25 protein-coding genes are annotated in these 26,364 nt (G+C 43.9%); 14 read left to right on the forward strand and 11 right to left on the reverse strand.

Annotated features, from left to right (window positions below):
- The first annotated feature begins 1 nt into the window (after position 1).
- Entirely contained in the window at positions 2 to 619 is a 618-nt protein-coding gene (locus AYW76_RS00900; protein WP_067214646.1) for an RluA family pseudouridine synthase, read from the forward strand.
- On the opposite strand, the gene AYW76_RS19610 is transcribed toward AYW76_RS00900, so the two are convergent.
- From AYW76_RS19610 to AYW76_RS00910, 3 genes are all read right to left on the reverse strand, one after another.
- Entirely contained in the window at positions 576 to 896 is a 321-nt protein-coding gene (locus AYW76_RS19610; RefSeq protein ID WP_197467741.1) for a cysteine-rich CWC family protein, read from the reverse strand. The two genes, AYW76_RS00900 and AYW76_RS19610, sit on opposite strands and share 44 nt — an antisense overlap.
- Before the next feature lie 53 nt (positions 897 to 949).
- Positions 950 to 2,524 (reverse strand): alkaline phosphatase, encoded by a 1,575-nt coding sequence (locus AYW76_RS00905; RefSeq protein ID WP_067214648.1) that lies wholly within the window; start codon positions 2,522 to 2,524, stop codon positions 950 to 952.
- A gap of 521 nt (positions 2,525 to 3,045) precedes the next feature.
- Positions 3,046 to 3,693: a DUF2959 domain-containing protein gene (locus AYW76_RS00910; protein WP_067215140.1), complete on the reverse strand. Its 648-nt coding sequence runs from the start codon at positions 3,691 to 3,693 to the stop codon at positions 3,046 to 3,048.
- 189 nt (positions 3,694 to 3,882) lie between these two features.
- Here AYW76_RS00910 and AYW76_RS00915 point away from each other — a divergent pair, with 189 nt between their 5' ends.
- The 3 genes from AYW76_RS00915 (at position 3,883) to AYW76_RS00925 (ending at position 5,244) form a co-directional block, all read left to right on the forward strand.
- The gene (locus AYW76_RS00915; RefSeq protein WP_067214650.1) at positions 3,883 to 4,221 is read left to right on the forward strand and encodes a zinc ribbon domain-containing protein YjdM; all 339 of its coding nucleotides are present in this window, start codon (positions 3,883 to 3,885) and stop codon (positions 4,219 to 4,221) included.
- Positions 4,222 to 4,318: 97 nt separating this feature from the next.
- Positions 4,319 to 4,795, forward strand: coding sequence for a LabA-like NYN domain-containing protein (locus AYW76_RS00920; RefSeq protein ID WP_067214653.1), 477 nt, complete (start codon positions 4,319 to 4,321; stop codon positions 4,793 to 4,795).
- 128 nt (positions 4,796 to 4,923) lie between these two features.
- Positions 4,924 to 5,244 (forward strand): cupin domain-containing protein, encoded by a 321-nt coding sequence (locus tag AYW76_RS00925; RefSeq protein WP_231872513.1) that lies wholly within the window; start codon positions 4,924 to 4,926, stop codon positions 5,242 to 5,244.
- 13 nt (positions 5,245 to 5,257) lie between these two features.
- Here AYW76_RS00925 and AYW76_RS00930 read toward each other — a convergent pair whose 3' ends face one another.
- The 3 genes from AYW76_RS00930 to AYW76_RS00940 all read right to left on the reverse strand — a co-directional run bounded on the left by AYW76_RS00930 (position 5,258) and on the right by AYW76_RS00940 (position 7,768).
- On the reverse strand, positions 5,258 to 5,518 hold the full coding sequence (locus tag AYW76_RS00930; RefSeq protein ID WP_067214656.1) for a hypothetical protein: 261 nt from the start codon (positions 5,516 to 5,518) through the stop codon (positions 5,258 to 5,260).
- A 170-nt stretch (positions 5,519 to 5,688) separates the two neighbouring features.
- Positions 5,689 to 6,618, reverse strand: coding sequence for a histone deacetylase family protein (locus AYW76_RS00935; RefSeq protein WP_067214660.1), 930 nt, complete (start codon positions 6,616 to 6,618; stop codon positions 5,689 to 5,691).
- A 43-nt stretch (positions 6,619 to 6,661) separates the two neighbouring features.
- On the reverse strand, positions 6,662 to 7,768 hold the full coding sequence (locus tag AYW76_RS00940) for an HD-GYP domain-containing protein (protein WP_067214666.1): 1,107 nt from the start codon (positions 7,766 to 7,768) through the stop codon (positions 6,662 to 6,664).
- Positions 7,769 to 7,898: 130 nt separating this feature from the next.
- Between AYW76_RS00940 and AYW76_RS00945 the strand changes: the two genes are divergently transcribed.
- Complete coding sequence (locus AYW76_RS00945; protein ID WP_067214668.1) at positions 7,899 to 8,360, forward strand: EVE domain-containing protein; 462 nt, start codon at positions 7,899 to 7,901, stop codon at positions 8,358 to 8,360.
- Positions 8,361 to 8,363: 3 nt separating this feature from the next.
- On the opposite strand, the gene AYW76_RS00950 is transcribed toward AYW76_RS00945, so the two are convergent.
- Entirely contained in the window at positions 8,364 to 9,056 is a 693-nt protein-coding gene (locus tag AYW76_RS00950) for a hypothetical protein (RefSeq protein WP_067214671.1), read from the reverse strand.
- A 190-nt stretch (positions 9,057 to 9,246) separates the two neighbouring features.
- On the opposite strand from AYW76_RS00950, the gene miaB reads away from it, so the two are divergent.
- From miaB to lnt, 5 genes are read left to right on the forward strand one after another with little or no spacing between them, the layout of a single operon-like run.
- Positions 9,247 to 10,605, forward strand: a complete 1,359-nt coding sequence (gene miaB / locus AYW76_RS00955) for a tRNA (N6-isopentenyl adenosine(37)-C2)-methylthiotransferase MiaB (RefSeq protein ID WP_067034255.1) — start codon at positions 9,247 to 9,249, stop codon at positions 10,603 to 10,605.
- An 8-nt stretch (positions 10,606 to 10,613) separates the two neighbouring features.
- A complete protein-coding gene (locus tag AYW76_RS00960) occupies positions 10,614 to 11,666 on the forward strand; it encodes a PhoH family protein (protein ID WP_067034258.1) in 1,053 nt (350 codons plus the stop codon).
- Between the two features lie 2 nt (positions 11,667 to 11,668).
- On the forward strand, positions 11,669 to 12,130 hold the full coding sequence (gene ybeY / locus AYW76_RS00965; protein ID WP_067034261.1) for an rRNA maturation RNase YbeY: 462 nt from the start codon (positions 11,669 to 11,671) through the stop codon (positions 12,128 to 12,130).
- 11 nt (positions 12,131 to 12,141) lie between these two features.
- Positions 12,142 to 13,008 carry an HlyC/CorC family transporter gene (locus AYW76_RS00970; protein WP_067034264.1) on the forward strand — a complete coding sequence of 289 codons (867 nt, stop codon included), beginning with the start codon at positions 12,142 to 12,144 and terminating at the stop codon, positions 13,006 to 13,008.
- A 2-nt stretch (positions 13,009 to 13,010) separates the two neighbouring features.
- A complete protein-coding gene (gene lnt, locus AYW76_RS00975; protein ID WP_082866043.1) occupies positions 13,011 to 14,564 on the forward strand; it encodes an apolipoprotein N-acyltransferase in 1,554 nt (517 codons plus the stop codon).
- A 28-nt stretch (positions 14,565 to 14,592) separates the two neighbouring features.
- On the opposite strand, the gene AYW76_RS00980 is transcribed toward lnt, so the two are convergent.
- Positions 14,593 to 15,000 (reverse strand): hypothetical protein, encoded by a 408-nt coding sequence (locus AYW76_RS00980; RefSeq protein ID WP_067214674.1) that lies wholly within the window; start codon positions 14,998 to 15,000, stop codon positions 14,593 to 14,595.
- Between the two features lie 160 nt (positions 15,001 to 15,160).
- Between AYW76_RS00980 and leuS the strand changes: the two genes are divergently transcribed.
- The 4 genes from leuS (at position 15,161) to AYW76_RS01000 (ending at position 21,333) form a co-directional block, all read left to right on the forward strand.
- Positions 15,161 to 17,608 carry a leucine--tRNA ligase gene (gene leuS / locus AYW76_RS00985; RefSeq protein WP_067214677.1) on the forward strand — a complete coding sequence of 816 codons (2,448 nt, stop codon included), beginning with the start codon at positions 15,161 to 15,163 and terminating at the stop codon, positions 17,606 to 17,608.
- 47 nt (positions 17,609 to 17,655) lie between these two features.
- The gene (locus AYW76_RS00990) at positions 17,656 to 18,165 is read left to right on the forward strand and encodes an LPS-assembly lipoprotein LptE (RefSeq protein ID WP_067214680.1); all 510 of its coding nucleotides are present in this window, start codon (positions 17,656 to 17,658) and stop codon (positions 18,163 to 18,165) included.
- A gap of 1 nt (position 18,166) precedes the next feature.
- A complete protein-coding gene (holA, locus tag AYW76_RS00995; protein ID WP_067214683.1) occupies positions 18,167 to 19,192 on the forward strand; it encodes a DNA polymerase III subunit delta in 1,026 nt (341 codons plus the stop codon).
- Positions 19,193 to 19,317: 125 nt separating this feature from the next.
- Complete coding sequence (locus tag AYW76_RS01000) at positions 19,318 to 21,333, forward strand: methyl-accepting chemotaxis protein (RefSeq protein ID WP_067214691.1); 2,016 nt, start codon at positions 19,318 to 19,320, stop codon at positions 21,331 to 21,333.
- 72 nt (positions 21,334 to 21,405) lie between these two features.
- Here AYW76_RS01000 and AYW76_RS01005 read toward each other — a convergent pair whose 3' ends face one another.
- From AYW76_RS01005 to AYW76_RS01015, 3 genes are read right to left on the reverse strand one after another with little or no spacing between them, the layout of a single operon-like run.
- The gene (locus AYW76_RS01005) at positions 21,406 to 22,935 is read right to left on the reverse strand and encodes a SpoVR family protein (protein ID WP_067214693.1); all 1,530 of its coding nucleotides are present in this window, start codon (positions 22,933 to 22,935) and stop codon (positions 21,406 to 21,408) included.
- Positions 22,919 to 24,214, reverse strand: coding sequence for a YeaH/YhbH family protein (locus AYW76_RS01010; protein WP_067034289.1), 1,296 nt, complete (start codon positions 24,212 to 24,214; stop codon positions 22,919 to 22,921). Before AYW76_RS01010 ends, AYW76_RS01005 begins: the two co-directional genes overlap by 17 nt.
- 48 nt (positions 24,215 to 24,262) lie before the next feature.
- Entirely contained in the window at positions 24,263 to 26,185 is a 1,923-nt protein-coding gene (locus AYW76_RS01015) for a PrkA family serine protein kinase (RefSeq protein ID WP_067214698.1), read from the reverse strand.
- Positions 26,186 to 26,364 lie beyond the last annotated feature (179 nt).

A 26,364-nucleotide genomic window follows, 5' to 3' on the forward strand; every position in this document is an offset into this window, starting at 1 on the left:
GATGTTAGAGATACTCTATGAAGATCAATGGCTGGTTGTTGTGAATAAACCAGCCAACACTTTGTCTGTGCCCGGTCGTGGGCCGGACAAATACGACTCTATTTTAACGCGGGCGGAGCAACTGTTTGGCGAAGCCCATGCTATTCATCGCTTAGACTGTGCCACGTCTGGCTTGATTTTGATCGCTAAAGATTTGGAGTGTCAAAAGCGCATGTATGCGCAATTTCGTGAGCGCCATGTTGAAAAAGAGTACCGAGCGATTATTCGCGGCGAGCTTTTAGGACAATGGGGAGAAGTGCGTAAACCGCTTCGCTGCGATTGGGATCGACGCCCTCGCCAGATGATTTGCACGCAGTGGGGCAAAGATTCTATCACTCAATGGACGCTTCTAAGCATTGAAGGCGGCCATACACGGGTGAGCTTAAAACCTATCACTGGCCGTTCTCATCAGCTACGCGTACACATGCAAAGCCTTGGGCATCCTATTTTAGGGGATGAGTTTTATGATTCTGTAGAAACATCAGATAATGATCGACTGTTATTGCACGCGTATCGAATTGAGTTTTTCCATCCGTTTACCAACGCTTGGGTGAAATTTGTTGCACCCTGCCCGTTTTAATTGAACTTTCTTCTACGCATTTCTGGCAGATACAAACCTTGCCTTTCAACACATCTGGAACCTTAGCAAGCAAATTGGCTGGTACTGACACATTTGGATCATGGCACCAGCAACTGTCAGCTGAATGCCCTAACGTTATGGCACACTGATTTTGCGCTCGGCACAAAGGGCAATAACTCAATTCCGTAACGAATAGACGATAACTCAATTTACCACACTTCTTAATCAGGTAATAACCGGTGCAATATAGCCCAGCATTTAAAAGATGATGAGACAAAAAACCCCTATTTCTAAAAATAGAGGTTTTTTATCTATAACTATACCGCTATTTTACTCAACAGAATCTTTCAAGAATTGGCCGACTTTTGAATGATGCTGTATTGAAGAGATTGGTAATATAGCTTCTGCCGGACCCCAAGCAAACACATTGACTGGAGTACTGGTATGCGTCCCAGTTCCCCAAACGGTATTTTGCGCTGTTGCTTGGACACGACCTAGCAGATTTCCTCGATCGTTGTATGGGAAAAATGCGTCAAAATCTTGAATCGCAGGAACCGTTTCCGCTTCTAGGTAGCTGTGGCCATGTGTGTGGTAAGGGTTTGGCTTGTCGTGCAGTACTTCTTCCGCTTGCGCAAGCGTAATATCAAAGTCTGAGTTCTGGTTCACTACTTTACGCAGATTTTCGGCATTATGATCAGCCTCTGGTAATTTTTCAAAATCCGCTAAAATATCATAATAACTCTTCTTCTGGTTATACAACCCATCAAGAATATCGAAGCTGCCGAAATTGAAATTTGGCGCGTAGTCTGCGGCTTGGAAAGCAACACCCGGCTTCTCTTGTGGCGCTGGGATATTGTCAGATGAATAACTGAAACCAAATGAGCCCGTTTCATGATCGGCTGTCACAACAACAATTGTGTCATCACGGTCTTTCGCCCAGTCATAAACAACTTGAATGGCCTCATCAAACTTCAAAAGTTCATGCAACATAGTACCAGCATCGTTTGAGTGAGCAGCCCAGTCAATCTGGCCGCCTTCGACCATCAAGAAAAAGCCATCTTCGTCTTTCTCTAAAATAGATAACGCTTTTTCAGTCATTTCTTTTAAGGAAGGCTGCGTTCGTTCTGATGAGTCTTTTGAATTACTGTAACGAATACCGTCCATCATGCCTGAGTACGCAAATAGACCAAGCAATTTGCCAAACTCTGATGCTTCTAATTGATCTTTATTAAACGCTAAACCATAACCTTTATCTTGCGCTTCTAATAGAAGATTTCGCTCGTCTTTACGCTTTGATTTCAGATAGACATCACCACCCGTAAGTGTTTCTAATGCAGTGTAAGTGTCACCTTTTTCATTGGTAGATTCAGGTATCCAATAACGTAAACCACCAGACAGCATGACATCAGGGCCAGTATTTAGCATGTCTACTGCAATTTCGTTTTCTAGAGAACGATGAGGTTGATGTGCAGCAAAAGCAGCAGGTGTCGCATGCGTTAATCGAGTATCAGATACCAATCCTGTTGATTTACCTAAGCGCTTCGCTTTTTCTAATACGGTTTCAACAATATTACCGTCTGCATCAATACCAATTACTTCTGAACCAGTTTGTACGCCAGTAGAAAGTTGAGTGGCAGAACAAGCAGAGTCAACGACAATTGCGTCACTAGGGTACGTTAATGATGAACCGACAACGCCATCATGCGCTAAATTATGTAATGCGGTTGATCGACCTTGATAAATAGAATGAGGCGCTTTTTGTGCGTAGGTCTCAAGCATACCGACTTGTTGCGGCCCCATACCGTCGCCAATCATTAAGATAACGTTTTTAACTTCTGCTGCAACAGCACTGTATGAAGCAAGGCAAAGACCGCCGACAAGAAGTGATTTATTAATAATATTCATGCTATTCCTTTTTTTAACTAAACGTTCAATTAAAAACACATTAACACCGTAACATTACAGTTTCTTTAAAAAAAGACGTAATGCTTGTAGTTTGAAATCGGAAGCATTTGCTAAAAAAACATCAAGTCACTGATTATTAAGTATTTTAAACAGAGTATGGAGATTTTCACCCATCACATATAACAAAATAGAATATGTTTACACTCACTTTGAGACTGTGAATTCGGAGCACACGCTCGAGCAGGACCCTAGAATTAGCGGTCAAATTCGCCAATCATGTAAGCCTATCAGTGTTTGCTGAGTTGGAAATAAAGGTGATCTCTCGTGAATTAAAGGGCGGTTCACAATACGAATAATTGAGGCACAAAAAATGGCGAATATCGGTATTTGACTTGAACAAGCCATGGCCTTTGCTTTGATAAGCCTTGTCAGGGACTGTGTATTTGGCCTTATAATGCGGTATGAATTTTAAATGACATTTTCATTTGGTGAAGCGCCATGCTCCACCAAATGATTTAACGCTACTGCTTTAGCGTTGCGATAAAGGCATCTGACTCTTCAATCGCTTCACTCATTTCGTTAATTAAGCCAGAAATATCGGTTTTTAAACTGGCAAACTCACCTTTTATGGCACTAATCGCTGACGCGTTCAAATTATGCTTCAGATACAAAACATTATCATTTAATGTGGCCAAAACCGGTGCCATTTTCGCTTCCGCTTGATGCATACTACGTAATAACTGACTAAATTGACGCTGTGTCGCCTTTAGTTTGGCTTCGCTTGTACGACGTAATTTTTCGTTCGAGTACTGGGATAATTCGTCTTCCCACTCATCAAACAGATCATCTGCGACGTCTTCCACGTCATCAATTTTTTGCGAGACACGATCCGCCGCTTTTTTACTACTTTGATAGTCGCTGTTCAATTGATCGTATACGTCTTCAAAATCACCGCCATCAAAATCCGTCAACACAACCAGACGTTGATAAGCCGTTTGAAACTCTTCTTGGCTATCTTTTTGACTGTCTCGAACATTCTCTACGCGATCTACTAGGATATCTCGCTTATCGATACCAATTTTTTCCATCGCACCGTAATACGCGGTTTGACAGCCTGCTAATGTCATCAACACCGTTGCGCCAATTAATTTGAGTGAAACAGATTTCATAGGGCTTCCTTTAAATAAACGTTTTAAGCATTGTTGCGTCTCATGTACACGAATACAACCTTGATCTATGAATAAAGCGTGCATACCTCATGCTTCACCTTTCAATCCCCATTGGATAAGCAGACACTCGATCTAAAGCTATTAAGCGATTAAAATACAAGCTTCGTAAATTTCAAGAAGTCACCTCTCATGCCCTTACCGCCCTGCCCTAAATGCGAAGACGCTTATGTCTATCAAGACCAAGAGAATTTAATTTGCCCTATGTGCTCTTACGAATGGAATCCAGACGAGCCCAATAACAGTGATGATGAAATAGTGGTAAAAGACGCCAACGGCTCTCTACTATCTGAAGGAGATAAAATCACGCTTGCGAAAGATGTAAAAGTAAAAGGCAGCTCGCAAGGCATCAAAATAGGCACAAAAGCCATCATTAAACGTATCCGAGAAGGTAAGGATCACCAACTGGACTGTAAAGTAGATGGTCATGGTGAAATGTACATTACTGCAAAGTTCGTAAAGAAAGCCTAATTAAAAGCGTCTGCCCCAACCTCTTGAATTAAAACCTACTAATAAGCGCCATACGGTTTATCATGAAGGTCTACTGGATTACTTTTAAGAGCCTTAAATGCAAAAAGTTGCACTGTTCGTCGACGTTCAAAATGTCTACTACACTACTCGCCAAGCTTATCAACGTAACTTTGACTACAACACCTTTTGGGCGATGGCAACCAAGGGGCGAGAGGTTATTACGGCCATCGCTTATGCAACAGATCGAGGTGATCCAAAGCAAAAGCAATTTCAAAATATTTTAAAAGCGATTGGCTTTGACGTGAAGACAAAGCCCTTTATACAGCGTTCTGATGGTACTGCAAAAGGCGACTGGGATGTTGGTATCACACTGGATGCAATTGAGTTTGCAGAGCAAGCAGATGTCGTTGTTTTAGTATCAGGTGATGGCGACTTTGATTTACTGGCTGAGAAGATTCGTACCCGTCTGGGCAAACAGGTTGAAGTCTATGGCGTCCCTAAATTAACCGCTGCTGCGCTTGTAAACGCAGCCGATATTTATATCCCAATAGAGCATGAGCTACTCCTAAATTAGAAATTATTGACCACCCTTTCAATACATTAGAATTGCATAATATCCTTTAGTGTGATCAATTTGTAAAGATAACGCATTAATATCGCGAAAATTTCTTTCATGAAGAATATAACAACAAAGGATAGGCCGTGAAGATCGAGAATATTTTTGGCAACTTGCCGTTAGATCCGTCTCAGGAGCATCTTACTGAAATAACCAACACTGACTCGGTTCGAATCGAACGAATCGTTTCACCAGCTGGCTGCGAGCTGGACGGAAAATGGTATGATCAGACAGAAAACGAATGGGTGACAGTACTACAAGGATTTGGAGCCATTGTTTTTGAAGACGCAAGAGTTGTATCCCTGAAACCCGGTGATCATATTTTAATATCTGCGCATGAGAAACACAGAGTTATTAAGACATCAAAAGAAGAACCAACGGTTTGGTTGGCAGTATTCTACCCATAATCCGCATGGGACTTTAAACCTTTAAGTCAATCAAGGTGCCAAGCATGTCATCTGCGGCACCAATTACCTTTGCATTGGCTTTCGCGTTTAACTCGCTGGTCTTAACATCCACTAAACTTTCACGGATAACATTATCACTATTGAGTCCCGTAGAGTCTTTAAGAGAAGCAACACTCGCATTAGCAATGTTTGCACTGGCTTGCTCTAAGCTGTTTTGACTTCGCTGCAAGCCCAACTGACCGTAACCAAAGCTGGCGTTATTTGATATCTGCATCGCGCTCACCTGTTCATTATATGATCATAAATACATTTTAGCGCTTTCTGCTAATCAATACATGAATTTTACAAAACTAAAACAAAAGAATGATCTGATTGACATCATGGTGCCGTACATTCCCTGTGCGATAACTTAAGCCGAGTTATCTTTACAGCGCCGAACACCCTTTACAGAGTGTTCGGCATTTTTTTATTGGCAAATACACAGTCTGCTGCTTGATGAAGTAGGCCATGCCGAGCGGCCACTACACGGTTGTCGTGGTCATATCCGCCCCAAATAACACAAGCAATAGGTATGGCAAGTGACGTGATTTGCTCTAAGACATATTGATCTCGCTTAAAAATGCCAGCATCGGTTAACTGAACGTATCCTAACCGATCATCTTGATGAACATCGACACCAGCATCATAAAGAACAAAATCAGGACAATGCTCACTCAAAAGCTTAGGTAAATGTTGCTCTAATAGCGTCATATAATGTGTATCTTGAGCGCCCTTTGGGATAGCAATATTAATACCGGCAAGCTGTTTCTTAGGTGGAAAGTTCTCCTCACAATGGAACGATATCGTAACAACACTTGGATCGTCCTCAAAAAATGCAGCCGTACCATCTCCTTGGTGAACATCGCAGTCAATGATCATCACCTTGCTTGCCTTACCCGAATACACAAGCTCTTTCGCTGTTACTGCCAAATCATTAAAGATACAAAAGCCAACACCGCGGTCAGGAAAAGCATGATGCGTTCCTCCCGCTAAATGACAAGCAAGTCCATACTGTAACGCTAGTTCTGCTGTAAGCAAGGTTCCTGAGACGGCACGCAATGTTCGCTCAACCAGCCAATCACTCCAAGGTAAGCCGATCGCCTTTTCCTCATCTATCGTGAGTTGACCTCGAATAAAACGCTGTACATAAGTTGGAGTATGAGCCCTCATCAAAACACTAAGAGACAAAGGAGAAGGTTCATAACAGTTATCATCGGTTAACACACCTAGCTCACGTAAGTGCTCAGCGAGAAACTTAAACTTTGCCATCGGGAAGCGATGGCGGCTCGGGAAAGGAATACTGTAATGCGGATGGTAAACAAGCGGTATTTTCAAAGCAATTCAATCTAATGACGAGCAACATACCGGTACTTTAACGTTATCGTTGTTTTGCTACCAGTAGTTTTCTAACCGCACGATTGAAAGCATCTACTAGATGCGGAGGAATCCCTTTAGCACTCTCAGAGTTCACTTTTTGAATCGCGCGCATGGCGCTTTTCTTGTACTCGTCTCCGGATTTCCCCCATACCACATCGATAAAACGCACCGCCATGGATAAAACAAAAGCCCCTTGCGGTATCATGCCGCCCACTAACCCCTCTGGATAACCTGAACCGTCAAACCGCTCTTGATAACTAATAACCATATCAGATGCTTGATCCCAGCCTTCATGTTTACTAAGAAGTTGAGCCCCTACCATTGGGTGATTGTGCTCAGCTCGCTGCTTTGCCGCTTCGTCGTCTCCACATTTTAGGATCATTGCCATCCCCATATTGTGCATATAAGCAGCTGCAGATAGCTGAGCTTTATCAACAGGCGCTGTACACTCTTGATTGATCAGCTGACTGAGCTTCAGGATGCGCTCACCCCGCTCAGGAGAATACCCTAGCAGTTTGTTAAGTCTCTGGCTTAACAGCCTAAAGTGATCGATGTCTGCTTGCTGGGCATCATCGTATTCCACTTTCACGACCAAACTATCGGCCCCTTCTTTGGCTTTTTCTTGTGCCGCGGTCGCATCGTCGCCCATTTGGGCCAGAAATCGCTCAGCTAACGCCACTCGAGTTGAAGGCTCTTCTTCCGCATAGATTTTATCCAGATTAGACTGCATAAAATTAAGCAGTTTGGTATCTGCACCATGGTATTGATGTAGCTGCTTAAGCAGTAGCAGGACTTGATCCAATACTTGATTAATTAACTCACCAAGCACTGAGTCATAAGGAATATAGCCACCTCGCATGCCATCCACTATTTCTTCTAGGCGATGTAATGCCCCCACAAGTGGATCAAGAAAACAAACTGAACAGTTTCCTTTCATGCTGTGCAAAGAACGAAACAGTGTATCGAGCTTTTCATGGGTAAAACCCGAGGATTCGATATCGTTAACAATCGCTTCTATTTCTTGCTGCGCTTCTAGATAGCATTCAAGCAAGTCATCTTTTAATTCTTTGTCCAAAGCAGAAAAATCTTTACAAGCAAATTGCTCCATATTTCTTCCAACCACACCTTTACAAATGGACTATTCCATACAAGCATCTTAATTGTAGAGGCTATCCTTAGCTTAATGAACAAAATCTATGTATCTTTCTGCAAAATCAGCAACATTGTGACGAGGAAAAATGGCTATTTGGTTAATGAAATCGGAGCCGGATGCGTTTTCGATTAACGATTTGAAACATCGCCAGCGTGAAAGCTGGGATGGTGTTCGCAACTTTCAAGCACGTAACTACATGCGTGACATGAAACAGGGGGATGTTGTGCTTTTCTACCACTCGAGCTGTAAAGTTCCAGCCATTGTCGGCACAGCGACTGTCTCAAAAACTGCCCACCCTGATCCCAGTTGCTGGGACCCCAAAAGTCCATACTTTGACTCTAAGTCTACGGCCGAAACACCGCGCTGGGATCAAGTAGAGCTCACTTTTGAATCTATATTAAAAAAGCCACTGACTTTAGCTGTATTAAAAAGCTGGCCTGAGCTAGACGGCTTTCCGCTGATTCAAAAAGGTAGCCGGTTAAGTGTCATGCCCGTTGAGGAGCACTACTGGCATATATTAAAGTCACGTATACTCTGCGAAAAATAAAACTTAATGGTACGAACGATCACGATCTTTGATCTTGATCGCTCGATCAAAGTAGTACCGTGCTTCCATTCCTAAATAAGGAAATCCTGGCCCCTTCCCATCGCGAACAATGACACCAAAGGCGAGCTGTTGGTTATACTTTTGTGGCTGAATAAAGCCTTCTAAACGCCATCCTGTGCCTCGCTCTTGCTCTTCTATATAGAGGCCAATACGCCGAATCATATCGGGGTACCACAAAACGCCTGTTTCCATGGACACAGCACGATCAAAATCGTTGTCATATCCCGAAAATTGCCAGTCCAATGTTAAATCATCCCAATAATAGGCCGCCAACAAATGACTGACGACCATGGTGTCTTTTTCAAATGAGTCATCTCGGGATTTTTTCTCTAAATACCCTAGGCCTGCACCCAGCCGCCAATCATCTTTACGATAAAAGCCAAGCACATTAAATTCTGACATGGAGTAATCCTTGAAGGTAGGATCATCAAAGATATAGTCACTGTCTAAGTTGATTTGCCATGAAATCCTTTGGTTAACTGGAATATTCACTCTTAAATCAATATTGAACGCTGGTTCATCTTTTGCCACACCAGCGCCTAGTGCCACCTCAAAGTTTGGCAGCTCAGACGCCGCATAGGTATTCAAAGTTAAGGCTACTAAGCCAGCTAAAATAGAGGGTTTGAAGTACTTCATAAGCAACTTTATTCATCAAGGTTTATGGTGACAGCATAGGTTATTTATTCATGCCTGCCATCACTAATTCGCAATAGATTTTGAAAATCCTGCTCCTGCATTTCCACACCCTATGGGAATCAGACCAAAACCTCAATATAATGTGCGCCAAAGTCACATGACTCACATTTTTACTAGGTTTACTTTTTACATGGCTAAAAAACTCTTTATCCAAACGCACGGCTGCCAAATGAACGAATACGACTCTTCTCGTATGGCAGACCTTCTAGGCGATTCTCATGAGATGGAACTTACTGACAACGCAGAAGAAGCAGATGTATTGCTGCTTAACACCTGTTCTATTCGTGAAAAAGCACAGGACAAGGTGTATCACCAACTGGGCCGTTGGAAGAAACTAAAAGAGAAGAATCCAAACCTGAAAATTGGTGTGGGTGGCTGTGTTGCGTCTCAAGAAGGCGACAACATCCGCAAACGCGCAAAACACGTGGACATGATCTTTGGCCCGCAAACGCTGCATAAACTTCCTCAAATGGTCGATGCCGCGGCAAACTCTATTCCGATTACGGATGTCACTTTTCCTGAAATAGAGAAATTTGACCACCTACCTGCGCCGCGCGTTGACGGTGCCGAAGCCTTTGTATCCGTTATGGAAGGTTGCAGTAAATACTGTACATTCTGTGTTGTACCCTACACACGTGGTGAAGAAGTGAGCCGTCACTTTGAAGACATCATGGTGGAAGTGACGCAACTTGCTGAGCAAGGCGTACGTGAGATTCACCTACTAGGCCAAAATGTGAACGCTTACCGTGGTGAAAACGCTGAAGGCGATGAAATGGATTTAGCGGACGTTATTCATGCCACGGCGAAAATACCTGGCGTTGAGCGTATTCGCTTCACAACGTCCCACCCGGTTGAGTTCACGGACAGTTTAATCGAAGCATTCAGAACTGAGCCAAAGCTGGTCAGCCATCTTCACCTACCAGTACAAAGCGGCTCTGATAATGTTTTGTCTGGTATGAAGCGTGGCCACGATCGTCAATTCTATATTGATAAAATCAACCGTATTAAAGCTGCGCGACCTGGTCTAAGCTTATCGTCTGATTTTATTATCGGCTTCCCAGGTGAAACCGATGAAGATTTCATCGATACTATGAACTTAATCCAAGAAATTGGCTTTGATCACTCATTCAGTTTTGTCTACAGCCAGCGTCCAGGCACGCCAGCGTCTAACTTAGAAGACGATACACCGGAAGAGGTGAAAAAAGAGCGCTTAGCGATTCTTCAACGTCGCATTATCCAGCAAGCTTATGATATTAGCTTAAACATGGTGGGTAACATTGAACGTATTTTAGTAAGTGGCTACTCTCCTCGTGATCCAGGTCGACTTCAAGGTCGTACTGAAAATAACCGTATCGTCAACTTCCCTGCCGACGATCCTAAACTGATCGGCAAATTTGCTGACGTGGTCATCACGGATGCCTATCCGAACTCATTACTCGGCGAATTCGTCGGCTCTGAGTTGGATGCAGATTTCGAATTAACTAAATAAGGTCTATTTTGGACACATCATCTGTAACATCACAACAAATTCGCTTGGAGCCCTCTGAGGCTCCAGCTCTTGCCGCTTTATGTGGTCAATTTGATGATCATTTAAAACAGATTGAACAGCGCCTAGATGTGACAATTTCTCGTCGTGGTGAGCTGTTTGAAATTTCTGGCGAAGACAGTGATCGCGTCGCCGCGACGAAAATGCTGCTGCAAAGCATCTACCGTGAAGCGTTAGCGCAAAAAGAAATCACCAAAGAAACCATTCACCTATACCTGCAAGAGTCGGCTATTGAAGCACTCTCAAAAGGTAAGGCAGAAAGCGGCCAAGTCGTTATTAAAACCCGCAAGGCCTTCATAAAGCCAAAGGGTAAAAACCAACAAGGCTACGTTCAAGAAATTCGCAAAAACGACATTAACTTTGGTGTTGGTCCTGCGGGTACTGGTAAAACCTACCTAGCGGTTGCCTGTGCTGTAGAAGCGTTGGAAGCGGATCGAGTCGAACGCATCATGCTGGTTCGTCCTGCCGTAGAGGCTGGTGAAAAGCTTGGTTTTTTACCCGGTGACTTATCACAAAAAATCGATCCTTATCTACGCCCTCTATACGATGCCTTGTATGAAATGCTGGGCTTTGAGTTGGTGGATAAATTAATTGAAAAAAACGTCATTGAAATCGCACCGTTGGCATTTATGCGCGGTCGTACTCTGAACAACTCTTTCATTATTCTGGATGAAAGTCAGAACACCACTCGCGAACAGATGAAGATGTTTTTAACGCGCATTGGCTTTGGTTCTACTGCGGTCATCACAGGCGATAGAACTCAGGTTGACTTACCGCGCGGCACTAACTCAGGCCTCGCGCACGCTCTACATGTGTTAGACAATGTGAAAGGCATCAGCATGACTCACTTTGACTCGTCTGACGTCGTTCGTCATCCATTGGTTCAACGCATCGTTGAAGCGTACGATAAATTCGATGAGGAAGCCGAAGCTGAGCGCAAAGAGAAAGAAGCTCAACGTCGTGCCGAACGAGAAGCGCAACAGCAAAACGAGCAAGGCCAATAATCGTGTCAGACTTCTATCTAGATTTACAGACAGCGACCGAGCAAGAACATGGCTTACCCTGCGAAGCCGACTTTCAACGTTGGGCAGAAGCCGCCCTGCCTGAGAATGGCGAGTTTGAAATGACTATTCGTTTAGTTGATGAAGCGGAAAGTCGCGAATTAAACTCTGAGTACCGTGGAAAAGACAGTGCGACTAACGTATTGTCTTTTCCATTCGAAGTACCAGACGGTATCGAACTGCCGCTATTAGGCGACTTGGTGATTTGCCGCCAAGTGGTTGAACGTGAGGCAGAAGAGCAACAAAAGCCACTACTGCACCATTGGGCGCATATGGTTGTCCACGGCGTATTGCATTTACGCGGTTATGATCATATAAAAGACGATGAAGCAGAGGAAATGGAAGCACTCGAAACACAAATTCTTGCAACGCTTTCCATTCCTGACCCTTATTTAGATAACGAGTGAGTTTCACCACTATGAGCGAAGACCGATCGGGAAGTTCTAACGATCAACAGAAATCTTGGTTTGAACGTTTGGCCCAAGCCTTTCATGACGAGCCGCGTAGCCGTCAAGACATTATCGAACTGCTGCAAACGGCGGTAAAATCCGAAGTCATTGATCGGGATGCATTCAGCATTGCCGAAGGGGCTCTGGCCGTTTCTGAAGTTCAGGCACGCGACATTATGATTCCGCCGTCTCAAATGGTGGTTATCAAGTCTGAAGATGATCCTAAAACCTCTATTCGAAAAGTGATTGACTCCTCTCATTCTCGCTTTCCTGTTGTGGGAGAAGACTCGGATGAGATTCTTGGCGTCTTGCTCGCAAAAGACCTATTGCCTTTGTTGTTTAAAGACGGCGACATCACCATCGAAGACATTTTGGATCGCTTACGTCCAGCGAACTTTATCCCTGAAAGTAAACGCTTAAATGTACTGCTTAATGAGTTTCGCACCAAGCGTTACCACATGGCCATCGTTCTAGACGAGTACGGCAGTGTGTCAGGCTTAGTCACCATTGAAGACGTACTCGAGCAGATCGTCGGTGAGATTGAAGATGAAACAGACCGCTTGGAGAACGAAGATATTCAAACAACAGCTGAAGAAGGTGTCTTCTCTGTTCCGGCGTTAGTCTCCGTTGAAGACTTCAACGAATACTTCAATTCGAGTATTAGCGAAGAAGAATTTGACACCATTGGTGGCATCATCGTGCAGCAATTTGGGCATGTACCATCACGTGGAGAGGAGCTAGCCTTCGAGAACTTCCATTTCAAAGTGGTTAAGTCCGATGGCCGTCGCGTTAAAACCTTGCAAGTCTCAAAAGTCACGGAAGAATCTTCACAGTAATTATGAACATCAACGCCACCTTACCAACGAACGTAACAGGGTGGCGTTTACGCCTCCTGCAGTCCTTCTCGAAACACCCAAAAAAACAATCAGCCGCCCTATTTTTACTCGGTGCGTTGTCTACACTGAGCTTTGCTCCGTTTTATATTTGGCCTATTTATCTACTTGCGATGAGTTATCTAGCATTCGCATGGCAAGGCGCGCAAAGTAACAAGCAGTCTTTCGCATTTGGCTTATCGTTTGCGCTTGGGCTATTTGGCACAGGGATATCTTGGGTCTACGTCAGCATTGCGAATTTTGGCCAAGTAGGCTTGCCCATCGCCATCGGCATTACGTTAGCATTCATCACTGCAGCCTCTTTGTATTGGGGCCTTGCCGGCCTCGCCTATTTCCAAACCATGAAACGCTTACCCAAGGTCTGGGCGATTCCCGTTTTCGTTTCCATGATTATGGTATTTGAATGGTTGCGCAGCACTCTTTTTACAGGCTTTCCATGGCTTTTGCCTGGCTATATTAGTGAGTTGAATTGGTTATTCGAATTATTGCCTGTTGGCGGCATCTGGTTAGTCAGCACGATAGTCGCTTTAACCGCTGCAGCATTCGCACATACGGTGTTTTTGAAGCAGCACTACCGATTTGCAATATTTACCCTATTCTTATGGGTCATAGCAGGCTATCTAGCGATGACGCCGCCTAACTATGTCACGCCAAATGAAAAGCACTCCGTGACATTAGTACAGGGCAATGTGCCACAAGACGAGAAATGGCTAGCGGAAAATTCGGGGCCGACTCTTACTTACTATCAGCAGGCGACCATCGAAAATATCAATAGCGACATCGTTGTCTGGCCTGAAACTGCGATTACCTATGTTCTCCACCAAGTTAAACCCTACTTGAAACCTTTTTCAGAAGATCTTGCTAAACAAAATACCACTCTCATAACAGGCGTACCTGTTTGGGATGAGGCTCGTAATGGTTACTTTAATGGCGTTTGGGCAACAGGCAATGGCTTTGGTCTATACGAAAAGCAAAAATTGGTTCCCTTCGGTGAGTACGTCCCTTTAGCAGAATGGTTTGGGCCAATCTTCGACTTATTTGGCATGCCGATGTCACAGTTTCGTAAAGGCCCGGTGAATCAGCCTACACTTCAGGCCGGTGAACTGAGCATTGCCCCGTTTATCTGTTACGAAGTAGTGTACCCAAGTCTCGTTCGGGCTATGGTACGAGACAGTGACATATTGCTTACCATCAGTAACGATGGCTGGTTCGGGGACTCTATTGGCCCACTACAACATTTGCAGATCGCTCAATTTAGAGCAAAAGAATCCGGTCGCTACATGATTCGCGCCACCAACACTGGCGTTAGTGCCATCATTGATGAAAAAGGCCATATCAGCAGTAAATTACCGCAGTTCGTTCGCGCCACAATGACAGGTAACGTTTCGACAATGTCAGGTAATACGCCGTATGTCATGCACGGCAATCTCAGCCTTTGGGGATTATTACTGCTGTTATTTATGCTAGCTCTATTACCTTATCGCCGCTCCCAAGCCTAATGGCTGGGAGCATGCGGATGAACAATGGTCACTCACCTTGGAAATATAAAAGTCCATAGTGACATACGTCACAGGTACTTAACGCACCGCCTTCATGTGCATTCTCATGACCACAGTCCATACATATATAACGTCCTGCACTGGCTTCTTGACCAGCCACAGAACACTGCTCTAATGGCACGGGGTTGTTATTGGCATGATTAATCAACCACAGCAAAGCAATGTCTTCTTTCTTGTCAAGGTCTCCAACAAGCTCTTCACTTTCATCTTTGACCAAATGCCAATTCGCATCTACCCAAGCTTCTGTGTAGCCCATTTGGTCATGCCAGTAGGCTTTCATTAATTCAACATCCTCTAGAAACCAATTCTTGGCGCCTGCTAGAGTTTTCTTCGCTTCTTCAACCAAATCTAGGTCTTGATCAGTATCTTTTTTCATAGATTGTACAACTCCATCGTTATGCGCCTTCTATTGTGCGCCCCATCTATATAAAATAGCGGATATTTCATTTTTATGTTGGCGAAACTCGCTTCAAAGCGATGTACAGTATAATCGTCGCCAAACAAACTTAACGCCTATTACGGGATGATCAAAGCACATGCAAGAACAATATAGTCCGCAGCAGATCGAAGCTGCTGCACAACGCTTTTGGGACGAAAACAAAGTATTTAAAGCAGTAGCCGATAACACCAAAGAAAAGTACTACTGCCTATCCATGTTCCCTTACCCAAGTGGCCGTCTCCACATGGGTCACGTGCGTAACTATACCATCGGTGATGTGATTTCTCGCTATCAGCGTATGCTGGGTAAAAACGTAATGCAACCAATGGGTTGGGACGCATTCGGCATGCCAGCAGAAAACGCGGCAATCAAAAACAAAACGGCTCCTGCCAAGTGGACCGATGAAAACATCGCCTACATGAAAGGCCAGCTACAAAAGCTTGGTTTTGGCTATGACTGGGACCGCGAAATTGCCACGTGCAAACCAGAATACTATAAGTGGGAGCAATGGTTCTTTACTCAATTGGTTGAAAAAGGTCTAGCGTACAAAAAAACCTCTGCCGTAAACTGGTGTCCAGAAGACCAAACCGTGCTGGCTAACGAGCAAGTTGAAGACGGTGGTTGCTGGCGCTGTGGCACACAAGTGGTGCGCAAACACATTCCACAGTGGTTCATTAAAATCACTGACTACGCAGAAGAGCTGCTTAATGATCTAGATAAATTGGATGGCTGGCCTGAAAAAGTAAAAGCCATGCAGCGCAACTGGATTGGTCGTTCTGAAGGCCTTGAATTTAGCTTCGGTGTCGAAGGCAAAGACGAGCGCCTATCCGTTTACACGACACGTCCAGACACTATCATGGGGGTGACGTATGTTGCTGTAGCAGCGACACACCCTCTTGCACTTGAAGCCGCAGAAACCAATGCTGACCTTGCGGCATTTGTTGACGAGAGCAAAAATACGTCTACAACTGAAGCAGACCTTGCAACGGTTGAGAAAAAAGGCATGGATACGGGCTTCAAAGCTATCCACCCTGTTACCGGTGAAGCCGTACCAGTCTTTGCAGCAAACTTTGTTTTGATGGATTACGGTTCAGGTGCCGTTATGTCGGTACCAGCCCACGACCAACGTGACTTTGAGTTTGCCGAAAAGTACGGTCTACCCGTTAAGCAAGTTATTCAACCGGCTAACGACGAAGCCATTGATCTCAGCGCTGCTGCTTTCACTGAAAAAGGTATTCTGTGCAATTCCGGCGAATTTGACGGGTTAGAGTTTGCTGCGGCATTTGATGCGATTTCGGCGTTCATGACTGACAAAGGCATTGGTGAGCGTAAAGTTAACTACCGTCTACGTGACTGGGGGGTTAGCCGTCAACGTTACTGGGGAACGCCTATCCCGACGATCAACCTTGCAGACGGCTCAGTTGTCACAACACCACACGACCAGCTACCCGTTGAACTGCCAACAGATGTTGTTATGGATGGTGTGAACTCACCTATCAAGAACAATCCTGAGTTCTCTGCAACAACATACAACGGTCAGCCTGCTGAGCGCGAAACAGATACATTTGACACCTTTATGGAATCGTCTTGGTACTTCGCGCGGTACTGCTGTCCAGATTCTGATGATGCCATGCTAACTGAAGAAGCCAACTACTGGCTTCCAGTTGACCAATACATCGGTGGTGTTGAACACGCTATCTTGCATCTATTGTACGCACGCTTCTTCCATAAATTGCTGCGTGATGCAGGCTTGGTAACCTCTGACGAACCCTTCAAGCGTCTACTAACGCAAGGTATGGTAAACAAAGACGGTACTAAGATGTCGAAATCTAAGGGCAACACAGTTGACCCTCAAGAGATGATTGAAAAATATGGTGCCGACACCGTTCGCCTATTCATTATGTTCACTGCGCCACCAGAGCAATCTCTAGAGTGGAACGATGCTGGCGTAGACGGAGCATCTCGTTTCCTACGTCGCCTATGGGCACTTGCTTACCGTCATAACAATGCTGGCACACCGGGCAAACTGGATGTTGAAGCATTGAATGGCGACCAGAAAGCTCTGCGCCGTAAAACGCACGAAACCATTAGTAAAGTAAGCGATGATATTGAGCGCCGCCAAACCTTCAATACGGCAATCGCCGCAGTAATGGAACTGTGTAATGAGGTGAGCAAGTTCGAAGATCAATCTGAGCTTGGCCTTGCAGTAGAACGTGAAGCACTTGAAGCAGCGACGCTTCTACTTGCACCGATCGTACCTCATATTTCACACCAGCTTTGGAGTGAACTCGGTTACGAAGGTAACGTGGTAGATGCTGGCTGGCCTTCAGTCGATGAAGCCGCATTAATTAAAGATGAACTGACTATCGTAGTCCAAGTACTGGGTAAGAAGCGTGCTGAAATTACGGTTTCTGCTAACGCAGACAGCAAAGATGTCGAAGCTCAAGCCCTTGCTAATCCTAACGTTCAGAAATTTATCGACGGTAAAACCGTCCGTAAAGTAATTGTTGTACCGGGACGCTTGGTAAACATCGTCGCAAACTAAGTGACTCAAGGGGTGGCTTAGGCCATCCCTTTTTTTATGGGAATTATATGTCTTTGCAACTCCGCTCACTTTGGTTCATTCCAATACTCGTTGTAACTCTGCTGTTGTCTGCATGTGGTTTTCAACTACGTGGCGAACTTAATGTCCCTGCGCAACTGCAAACCTTAGTTGTATCACTAAGTGATCATTCTCAAGACTTCAACCGAGATTTACGTATTGCTTTGGCACAAGCAGGTATCGAGACCATTGATGCCGAACCTAGCGCTAATTTATACGAATTGAAAGTCAATCCATTGAACACCGAAGACACCGTCATGGCTCGCGCCACAGATAATGACATCACCCAAGTCCAACGAAGAATCAGTGCAACTTACTTCATTCGCAATGAAACAGGTAAAGCCCTATGGGGTCCTCGTACAGTCAGTACGTCTATCATGTTGAATAACCAAGATGCGGAACAAAGTATTAAGGCCGCTTACAATGCCGAACAAATGCAACGCGTCAGCAGTCAGCTTGCCGAAGAGCTGGTATACGACTTAAATTACGCGCCGTTCTAATATGAAAATTCGTCCTGATCAGCTTAACCAGTCTTTAGAAAAAGGGCTGCAGCCTATTTATATTGTCTCGGGTGACGAAGTATTACTGTGCCAAGAGGCCTGTGACAGCGTACGCCTGTATGCAACACAACACGGCATAGAAGAGCGCCTAAGATTCGTCGCAGACGCCCAGTTTGACTGGCAAGATGTGATCAATGAAATGCAGGCTTTATCTTTGTTCTCCACAAGACGTTTGTTTGATATCCAAATTGATAAAATGTCTGAAAAGCACAGCAAAGCGCTTGCTCAAGTTGCTCAACATATGAATCTCGATAATATGGTTCTGCTGTCATTACCTAAGGTCGACGCCAAAACTCAAAAAACCAAATGGTTTAGCTCACTGGAGCAAGCTGGGACTTTCGTTCAAGTTTGGCCAATTGATGCCAGCCGATTGCCTACTTGGGTACAGCAACGCGCTAAATCTTTGAACTTACAATTAGACAAAGAAGCGGCTGCCATCCTATGCGAACGCGGTGAAGGTAACTTATTAGCACTTTCGCAAGAGCTGGAAAAATTACTCTTGAGCCATGGACCAGGTGCTCAATTATCACAGCAGACCATTGCTGAAAGTGTGGCCGATTCCAGTCGATATTCCATCTACGATCTCAGTGATCGTTTGTTAACAGGTAAGCTAAAAGAAGCGCTTCACTGCCTTAACCAGCTGCGTGCCGAAGGCGTGGAAGACAGCATTATGCTTTGGCTTTTTAATCGTGAACTGACCACTTTGGCGCAGCTGGGCCATTTAGCCCAGCAAAAAGGGCTACGTGCTGCCTGTCAACAATTACGCATATGGGACAAGAGAGTTCCCATTTATGAAAGCGCAAATCAAAGGCTAGCTCTTAATAGTTTAGCTTACATGCAGCGTTATATTGCGCTGTTAGATCAAAGCATTAAAGGGCTAGATGGACCGGACATAGAGCTAGGCTTTCGAAATTTAACACTGATGTTTTGCGGCATTAAGCCAGTTGCAACCGAGTTAGACGTCTAACCCTCCTTCAGTTATGTCATTGACGTGTATCAAAAAGCCACCTAAATTTACATAAACACAATAGGTTTACATTTTAGAGAAGCATACACTGGAGTCAAAGCAACGCTTATATTAGGAAACAACACATGGCTTGGTTTAAACGCGAAAGACTCTCTGAACAAGGGCAATCAAAAAGCGAATTTTCTAATGTAATACAGCTTAACTCAGGACAAATCTCTTCGGAGTCACTGGCTCCTTTGTCTTTTAAGCATGCCGAAACACGTTTGATTCTTGCCTATATATCACCCAATCTGAATTTTGAATCCACCGTCAATAAAATCAAAAGTTGCGCGCCATTCTGTTCAAAAATCATCGGTATCATGACCGCTGGTGAATTGAACAGTGGTCAAAGTAATATGTATCAGCAAGCAAATGGCCAGTGGGATAATATTGTATTACAAAGCTTTAGTAGCGACCTTTTTGACGAAGTAAACATTCAGTCTATTCCTCTGCACTGTGATGACTTACGCTCAGGTGAGATTAGACTGTCCAAAAAACAACGTATTAAAGCGATTGAGAAGGAGTTCAATCAAGTAAAGCTGCCCTTCCCTGTCCACTTCAACGATACCATCGCTCTTACCTTTATCGACGGCTTATCATCTTCAGAAAACTTTTTCATGCAAGCTATGTACGCCACTGGCGAGTTTCCTTGCCATTTCTTAGGTGGCTCTGCTGGAGGGAAGCTCGACTTTCAACAAGCATTAGTTCATGACGGTAAGAAAGTCGCGCACAACTGTGCTGTGGTCGCCTTTGTTAAAATGAAAACAGATACTCGATTTGGAATTCTTAAAACTCATAATTTCGAGTCGACTAATGAATCGTTTGTCATTGCTGAAGCCGATGCGATGCGACGTAATGTCAGCAGTGTTATTTCTAAAAAAACAGGCAAAGTGATCAATATCATTGATCACTTGTGTCACTACTTTCACTGCCAGCCTTCGGACTTAGAAAGCAAGCTAACGGGACACACTTTTGCAGTCAACATTCGCAATGAGCTATTTATTCGCTCAGTGGCTGCAATAGACACCAGTGCAGGACTGATTCACTTCTTCTGTGACCTCGATTTTGGTGACGAGCTCGTCTTAGTGAAAGCAAAAGATTTCGCTGGCAGTACCGAACGCGCATTTCAAAACTTTATGCAAGATAAGCCATCCAAGCCTGTGGCCATGATTGCCAATGACTGTATTTTGCGTCGTCTTAACAACCCAAACGATCTCAACAAAGTCACCAGTTTCAAAGACATTAAAGCCGCTGGTTACTCAACTTTTGGGGAGATTCTAGGCATACACATGAACCAAACCCTTACAGGGTTGTTCTTTTTTAAAGTCAATCAAGGGGATCGCTTTAAAGATTACTTTGTTGATAAATTCCCAGTGCACTATGCGAATTTTCGTGAATACTTCCTATTAACCCAGCTTAATAGCAGCCAACAGCTGAATAAACTTCAAGAGAACCTTATTCATCACTTATCTGAATACCGTCCGCTATTACAAGAAGTAACGGCCAGTTTTGAGCGGGTGACAAACTATTCAAGTTCGACACAAAATGTCGTAACTGACGTAACCTCTGAATTCTCACAGTTTAGCCAAGCCATCCAAGCACAAGAGAAAGACCGAACTGAAATGGTCTCTAATGTAAAAGAATTAAAAGAAAACGCTGAACGTGTTCTGAGTATTTTAAAAGTCATTTCGGGTATTGCTGACCAAACTAACTTACTTGCTCTCAATGCTGCAATTGAAGCCGCACGAGCAGGTGAAGCTGGTCGAGGCTTTGCCGTTGTCGCAGATGAAGTTCGTCAGTTGTCACAAAACACGCAAAAAAGCTTAGACCAAACCGGCGAAACGATTCATGCAGTGGACAGCTCAGTTGGCTCTATTGAGCTTAGCATAGACAAAATTGATTCATTTATGGGTAAATTACTAGAAAGTACGACAACTCTTTCGAATCAAATCAGTAGCCTGAGTGAAATGTCTGAAATGGCTACTCAAGATGTACAAAGCAGCATTTCTTCTATTGAAGGGATGAATCATCGCGTCGAAGAGATCGATAACGAGGTAGAAATGATTGAACGCTTAAAAACCAGCAACAAGCTCAATATCTAACCTTTCAATGCATTTTATACACTATTCGCAAGGGCTATCAATAGATAGCCCTTTTTTGCGCCCTATGACTGACTAAGAGTGAGTTTCTTCAGAGTTAATTTGACTGGTGTAGGTTTGTTCTAGCTGATCGCCATCCCAAGATTCTAGTCGCACATCAAACCCCCATAAACGTTTGAAATGCTTCACAACTTCAATCGTATCCTCATTAAGCGGACGACTATGGTCCATCGTATGTTTAAGCACTAAGCTCCGATCACCATAGATATTGACTCTCTGCACTTGAATATTTGGTTCTCGATGACTGAGGTTGTATTGCTGTGCCAGACGCTGGCGTAACCCTTGATAGCCACTACTGTTATGAATCTCTTTCACCTCAACGTAGGTATCTAAGACATCATTTTCTACGCCAAAGAAACGAAAGTCCCGCATCACTTTAGGGGACAAGAACTGCAAAATAAAGCTCTCATCTTTGAAGTTTCGCATAGCGAAATCCAACACCTCAACCCATGGTTTACCAACAATATCTGGAAACCATTCCCGATCTTCATCGGTAGGGTTTTCACACATACGCTTAATATCCGTGTAAATCGCAAAACCAAGCGCGTATGGGTTAATGCCTGAATAGTAAGGTGAATCAAAGCTCGGCTGACTCACGACATTCGTATGGGATTGCAGGAACTCTAAAATAAAGCCCTCTTCAACTTTCCCCCGGTTATACAATTCATTCATGAGTGTGTAATGCCAAAACGAAGCCCAGCCCTCATTCATAACTTGAGTTTGCCTTTGAGGATAAAAGTATTGTGCCATTTTACGCACAATACGAATGATTTCACGCTGCCAAGGTTTTAGTAATGGTGCATTTTTTTCAAGAAAATACAGCAAATTTTCTTGAGGCTCACTGGGGAAGACAAACTCATTTTTGCTCTGCTGCTCCGCTTTATCCATGATAGGAATGGTTCGCCACAGATCATTGACCTGCTGCTGAAGAATCTTTTCTCGCTCATCCTGACGGGCTTTTTCTTCAATCATAGAAATTGGAACAGGACGTTTATAACGGTCGACACCAAAGTTCATCAGCGCATGACATGAATCTAACGTTAACTCAACTTCTTCAATGCCATACTTCTCTTCGCACTCTAAAATGTATTTTTTAGCGAACACTAGATAATCAATAATGGCGGTTGCATCGGTCCATGTTTGAAATAAGTAATTGCCTTTAAAAAATGAGTTGTGACCATAGCAAGCATGGGCGATGACTAAGGCCTGCATCATCATATTGTTCTCTTCCATAAGATAGGCAATACAGGGAGAGGAGTTAATAACAATCTCATAGGCCAATCCCATACGGCCACGCTTATAGTTTTGTTCGGTTTCTAAAAATTGCTTACCGTAGGACCAATGATGGTATCCGAGTGGCATACCTACCGATGCATAGGCATCCATCATTTGTTCAGAACTGATGATTTCGATTTGATTCGGATACGTATCCAGACCAAAATCAGCCGCGATTTTGCTAATTTCTTCGTCGTACTTCTGAATTAATTCAAACGACCAATCAGGCCCTTGAGACAGAAGGTCGGACTCTTTATTGGTTCGACTCATGTTGCCTCCTTTGGAAGAGATCTCGGAATACAGGGTAAATATCACCTACCTCTACTATATTTCGCATAGCAAAGCTTTTAGGATGATTCGCTTGTACTTGCTCATAGGAATGCCACAAGCTTTGATGTTCTCTTGGTGTGATCTCGATATAGGTAAAATACTGCACTAGATCCACAATGTTCTCTTCCATGATTTTTCGACAAATGCGTGAGTCGTCGTCCCAGTTATCGCCGTCGGAAGCTTGCGCCGCGTAAATATTCCATTGCTCAGGCGAATAGCGATCTTTGACAATTTTTTCCATCAGCTTCAATGCACTGGAAACGATGGTGCCGCCGGTTTCCCGAGAATAGAAAAACTCTTCTTCCGATACCTCTTTAGCACTGGTGTGATGCCGTATAAATACCACATCAATTTTTTCATAATTTCGTGTTAGGAACAGATACAGCAGGATAAAGAATCGCTTGGCGACATTTTTGGTTTCTTGCGTCATGGAACCTGAAACATCCATGATACAAAACATCACGGCTTTAGTACTAGGAAGAGGCTCTTTGACATGATGGTTATAGCGCAAGTCGTAAGTGTCTAAAAAAGGTGTTCGCTCAATTTTTTGTTTCAATAATGCAATCTGCTCATCTAGCCATTCAAGCTTGGCTTTTTCTTCTGGCGCGGTATCACTCGCTAAGGCTAAGATGGCATCACGCTCGGCCTCCACTTCGGCTAACTTCTTACGTGAACCACTACTCATGACCATACGGCGAGCATATGCATTACGCATTGAGCGCACTATGTTTAGTTTTGAGGGCGTCCCTTCAGACACCACGCCAGCATGCTTTAGGCTAAATTCTTTAATTTCTTTGAGGTTCTTACGTACCAAATTTGGTAATGCCAAATCTTCAAACACAAAGTTGAGAAACTCTTCTTGAGAGATTTGAAAAACGAAATCGTCTTCCCCCTCACCTTGATTCGATGCATCACCTTGACCAGAGCCCTGACCGCCGCCGCCCTCTGGTTTCGGTATACGATCCCCGGAAGAAAATTCTTTATTACCAGGATGGACTATAGACCCAATTCCCCCTTCACCATGACCAAAGTGAGGCTCATGAATGTCACGCTTAGGGATCGTGATTTGTTCACCACGATCTAAGTCTTGTATGCTGCGCTGATTTACCGCTTCCTCCACTGCTTTACGAATATGTTCGCGATAACGGCGCAAAAAGCGTTGACGGTTGACGCTACTCTTGTGCTTCCCATTTAGGCGGCGGTCAATTATGTAAGACATGCTCGCACCTCCTCTGACAATCTAGTTTAGGTAACAACTCAATTCTACCTACTGAGATTTGCGCACACGTAGATACCATTCAGACAATAAACGCACTTGTTTTTCAGTGTAGCCACGCTCAACCATTCGTTTCACAAATTCGTTATGCTTACGCTGATCCTCTGTGGAAGACTTGGCATTGAAAGAAATCACTGGTAACAAATCTTCTGTGTTAGAGAACATCTTACGCTCTATCACGACACGTAGTTTTTCATAGCTCAGCCAACTAGGGTTTTGGCCGCTATTATTAGCCCGTGCGCGTAGGACAAAGTTCACCACTTCATTCCGGAAGTCTTTTGGATTACTGATGCCGGCTGGTTTCTCGATCTTCTCCAGTTCATCGTTAATTGCTGAACGGTCTAAGATATCGCCCGTTTCTGGATCACGATATTCCTGATCTTGAATCCAAAAATCAGCATACGTCACATAACGATCAAAAATATTTTGGCCGTACTCTGAATAAGATTCTAAGTATGCGGTTTGAATTTCCTTACCTATAAACTCTACATAACGCGGTGCGATGAATTCTTTTAGTGCCCGTAAATATCGATCATGACGCTCTTGATCAAACTGCTCTTGTTCAATCTGCTGCTCTAACACGTACATTAAATGTACTGGGTTAGCCGCAACCTCTGTTGGATCGAAGTTGAACACTCGAGATAGAATCTTAAAAGCAAAACGTGTCGATAAACCGTCCATACCTTCGTTCACACCCGCTGCATCTTTATACTCTTGAAGTGATTTAGCTTTAGGATCAACGTCTTTGAGTGATTCCCCGTCATAAATACGCATTTTGGAGAAAATACTGGAATTTTCAGGCTCTTTAACACGAGACAATACTGAAAACTGAGCCAGCATTTTTAAGGTATCCGGCGCACACGGAGCATGATTTAAAGAAGAGTGTTCAAGTAGTTTCTGATAGATACTCATCTCTTCAGTAACACGTAAACAATAAGGCACTTTGACGGTGTAAACACGGTCAATGAAGGCTTCGTTGGTTTTGTTATTCTTAAACGCTTGCCACTCTGACTCATTCGAGTGAGCTAAGATAATACCGTCAAAAGGAATTCCCCCAAGCCCCTCAGTACCGTTGTAATTACCTTCTTGAGTCGCAGTCAATAGTGGATGCAAGACCTTAATTGGCGCTTTGAACATCTCCACAAATTCCATAATGCCGCGGTTACCACGGCATAGACCGCCGGAATAGCTGTACGCATCGGCATCATTTTGTTCAAAGAATTCCAGTTTACGAATATCGACTTTACCGACCAGCGCTGAGATATCTTGGTTGTTCTCATCACCTGGTTCTGTCTTAGAAATAGCAATTTGTTTGATTGCTGAAGGATAGATTTTTACAACCCTAAACTTCTGTATGTCACCGTTAAACTCCCTTAGACGTTTCGCCGCCCAAGGGGACATGGCACTTTTCAAATAACGATTCGGGATACCATATTCTTCTCGCAAGATTTCACCGTCTTCGTTCACATCAAACAGTGACAGAGGTGATTCAAAAACAGGGGAGTCTTTAATGGCGTAAAATGGCACAGATTGCATCAGCTCTTTTAGCTTTTCAGCTAAAGAAGATTTACCACCACCCACAGGTCCTAATAAGTACAGCACTTGCTTGGATTCCTCTAATCCCTGCGCCGCATGCGTTAAAAACGCGACAATTTTTTCAATTGAATCTTCCATGCCATAGAAGTGTTCAAATGTTGGATAGCGTTTAATCAACTTATTAGAAAAGATGCGACTGCTTCTGGAATCTTTTGATGTATCGATAACTTCAGGGTCACCAATAGCCATCAAAAGACGCTCTGGAGCGGATGCATACGCAGCAGGGTTGTCTTTGCATAAGGTTAAGTACTCGTCGAGTGACAGTTCTTCTTCTTTTTGAGCATCAAAACGAGATTGGACATGATCAAAAATACTCATCGCGGGATCCCCTTATATACAGTCTGTGGGCACGCACACGTCACAACGGCTACCCAGGATATCAACTAAGCGCTCTGTCAGAAGAGCCACTAATAGTCTCTGAAGATATTTAAGGTTTAGCATAGTCTGACGACTACTCAAGTAAGATGTTGACTGTTTTACAAAAATAAATCTTTGGT

It is taken from the genome of Marinomonas gallaica (genome assembly GCF_001639745.1).
Lineage (GTDB): Bacteria > Pseudomonadota > Gammaproteobacteria > Pseudomonadales > Marinomonadaceae > Marinomonas > Marinomonas gallaica.

Bases quoted from the DNA above. Each gene is read 5' to 3' on its own strand.
- miaB (WP_067034255.1), top strand. From the start codon at position 9,247: ATGGCTAAAAAACTCTTTATCCAAACGCACGGCTGCCAAATGAACGAA.
- AYW76_RS00940 (WP_067214666.1), bottom strand. From the start codon at position 7,768: ATGGAGCAATTTGCTTGTAAAGATTTTTCTGCTTTGGACAAAGAATTA.
- AYW76_RS00915 (WP_067214650.1), top strand. From the start codon at position 3,883: ATGCCCTTACCGCCCTGCCCTAAATGCGAAGACGCTTATGTCTATCAA.
- AYW76_RS00905 (WP_067214648.1), bottom strand. From the start codon at position 2,524: ATGAATATTATTAATAAATCACTTCTTGTCGGCGGTCTTTGCCTTGCT.
- AYW76_RS01010 (WP_067034289.1), bottom strand. From the start codon at position 24,214: ATGTCTTACATAATTGACCGCCGCCTAAATGGGAAGCACAAGAGTAGC.
- AYW76_RS00900 (WP_067214646.1), top strand. From the start codon at position 2: ATGTTAGAGATACTCTATGAAGATCAATGGCTGGTTGTTGTGAATAAA.
- AYW76_RS00970 (WP_067034264.1), top strand. From the start codon at position 12,142: ATGAGCGAAGACCGATCGGGAAGTTCTAACGATCAACAGAAATCTTGG.
- AYW76_RS00910 (WP_067215140.1), bottom strand. From the start codon at position 3,693: ATGAAATCTGTTTCACTCAAATTAATTGGCGCAACGGTGTTGATGACA.
- AYW76_RS00990 (WP_067214680.1), top strand. From the start codon at position 17,656: ATGTCTTTGCAACTCCGCTCACTTTGGTTCATTCCAATACTCGTTGTA.
- leuS (WP_067214677.1), top strand. From the start codon at position 15,161: ATGCAAGAACAATATAGTCCGCAGCAGATCGAAGCTGCTGCACAACGC.
- AYW76_RS00920 (WP_067214653.1), top strand. From the start codon at position 4,319: ATGCAAAAAGTTGCACTGTTCGTCGACGTTCAAAATGTCTACTACACT.
- AYW76_RS00950 (WP_067214671.1), bottom strand. From the start codon at position 9,056: ATGAAGTACTTCAAACCCTCTATTTTAGCTGGCTTAGTAGCCTTAACT.
- holA (WP_067214683.1), top strand. From the start codon at position 18,167: ATGAAAATTCGTCCTGATCAGCTTAACCAGTCTTTAGAAAAAGGGCTG.
- AYW76_RS01005 (WP_067214693.1), bottom strand. From the start codon at position 22,935: ATGAGTCGAACCAATAAAGAGTCCGACCTTCTGTCTCAAGGGCCTGAT.
- AYW76_RS00980 (WP_067214674.1), bottom strand. From the start codon at position 15,000: ATGAAAAAAGATACTGATCAAGACCTAGATTTGGTTGAAGAAGCGAAG.
- lnt (WP_082866043.1), top strand. From the start codon at position 13,011: ATGAACATCAACGCCACCTTACCAACGAACGTAACAGGGTGGCGTTTA.
- AYW76_RS01000 (WP_067214691.1), top strand. From the start codon at position 19,318: ATGGCTTGGTTTAAACGCGAAAGACTCTCTGAACAAGGGCAATCAAAA.
- AYW76_RS00945 (WP_067214668.1), top strand. From the start codon at position 7,899: ATGGCTATTTGGTTAATGAAATCGGAGCCGGATGCGTTTTCGATTAAC.
- AYW76_RS00930 (WP_067214656.1), bottom strand. From the start codon at position 5,518: ATGCAGATATCAAATAACGCCAGCTTTGGTTACGGTCAGTTGGGCTTG.
- AYW76_RS01015 (WP_067214698.1), bottom strand. From the start codon at position 26,185: ATGAGTATTTTTGATCATGTCCAATCTCGTTTTGATGCTCAAAAAGAA.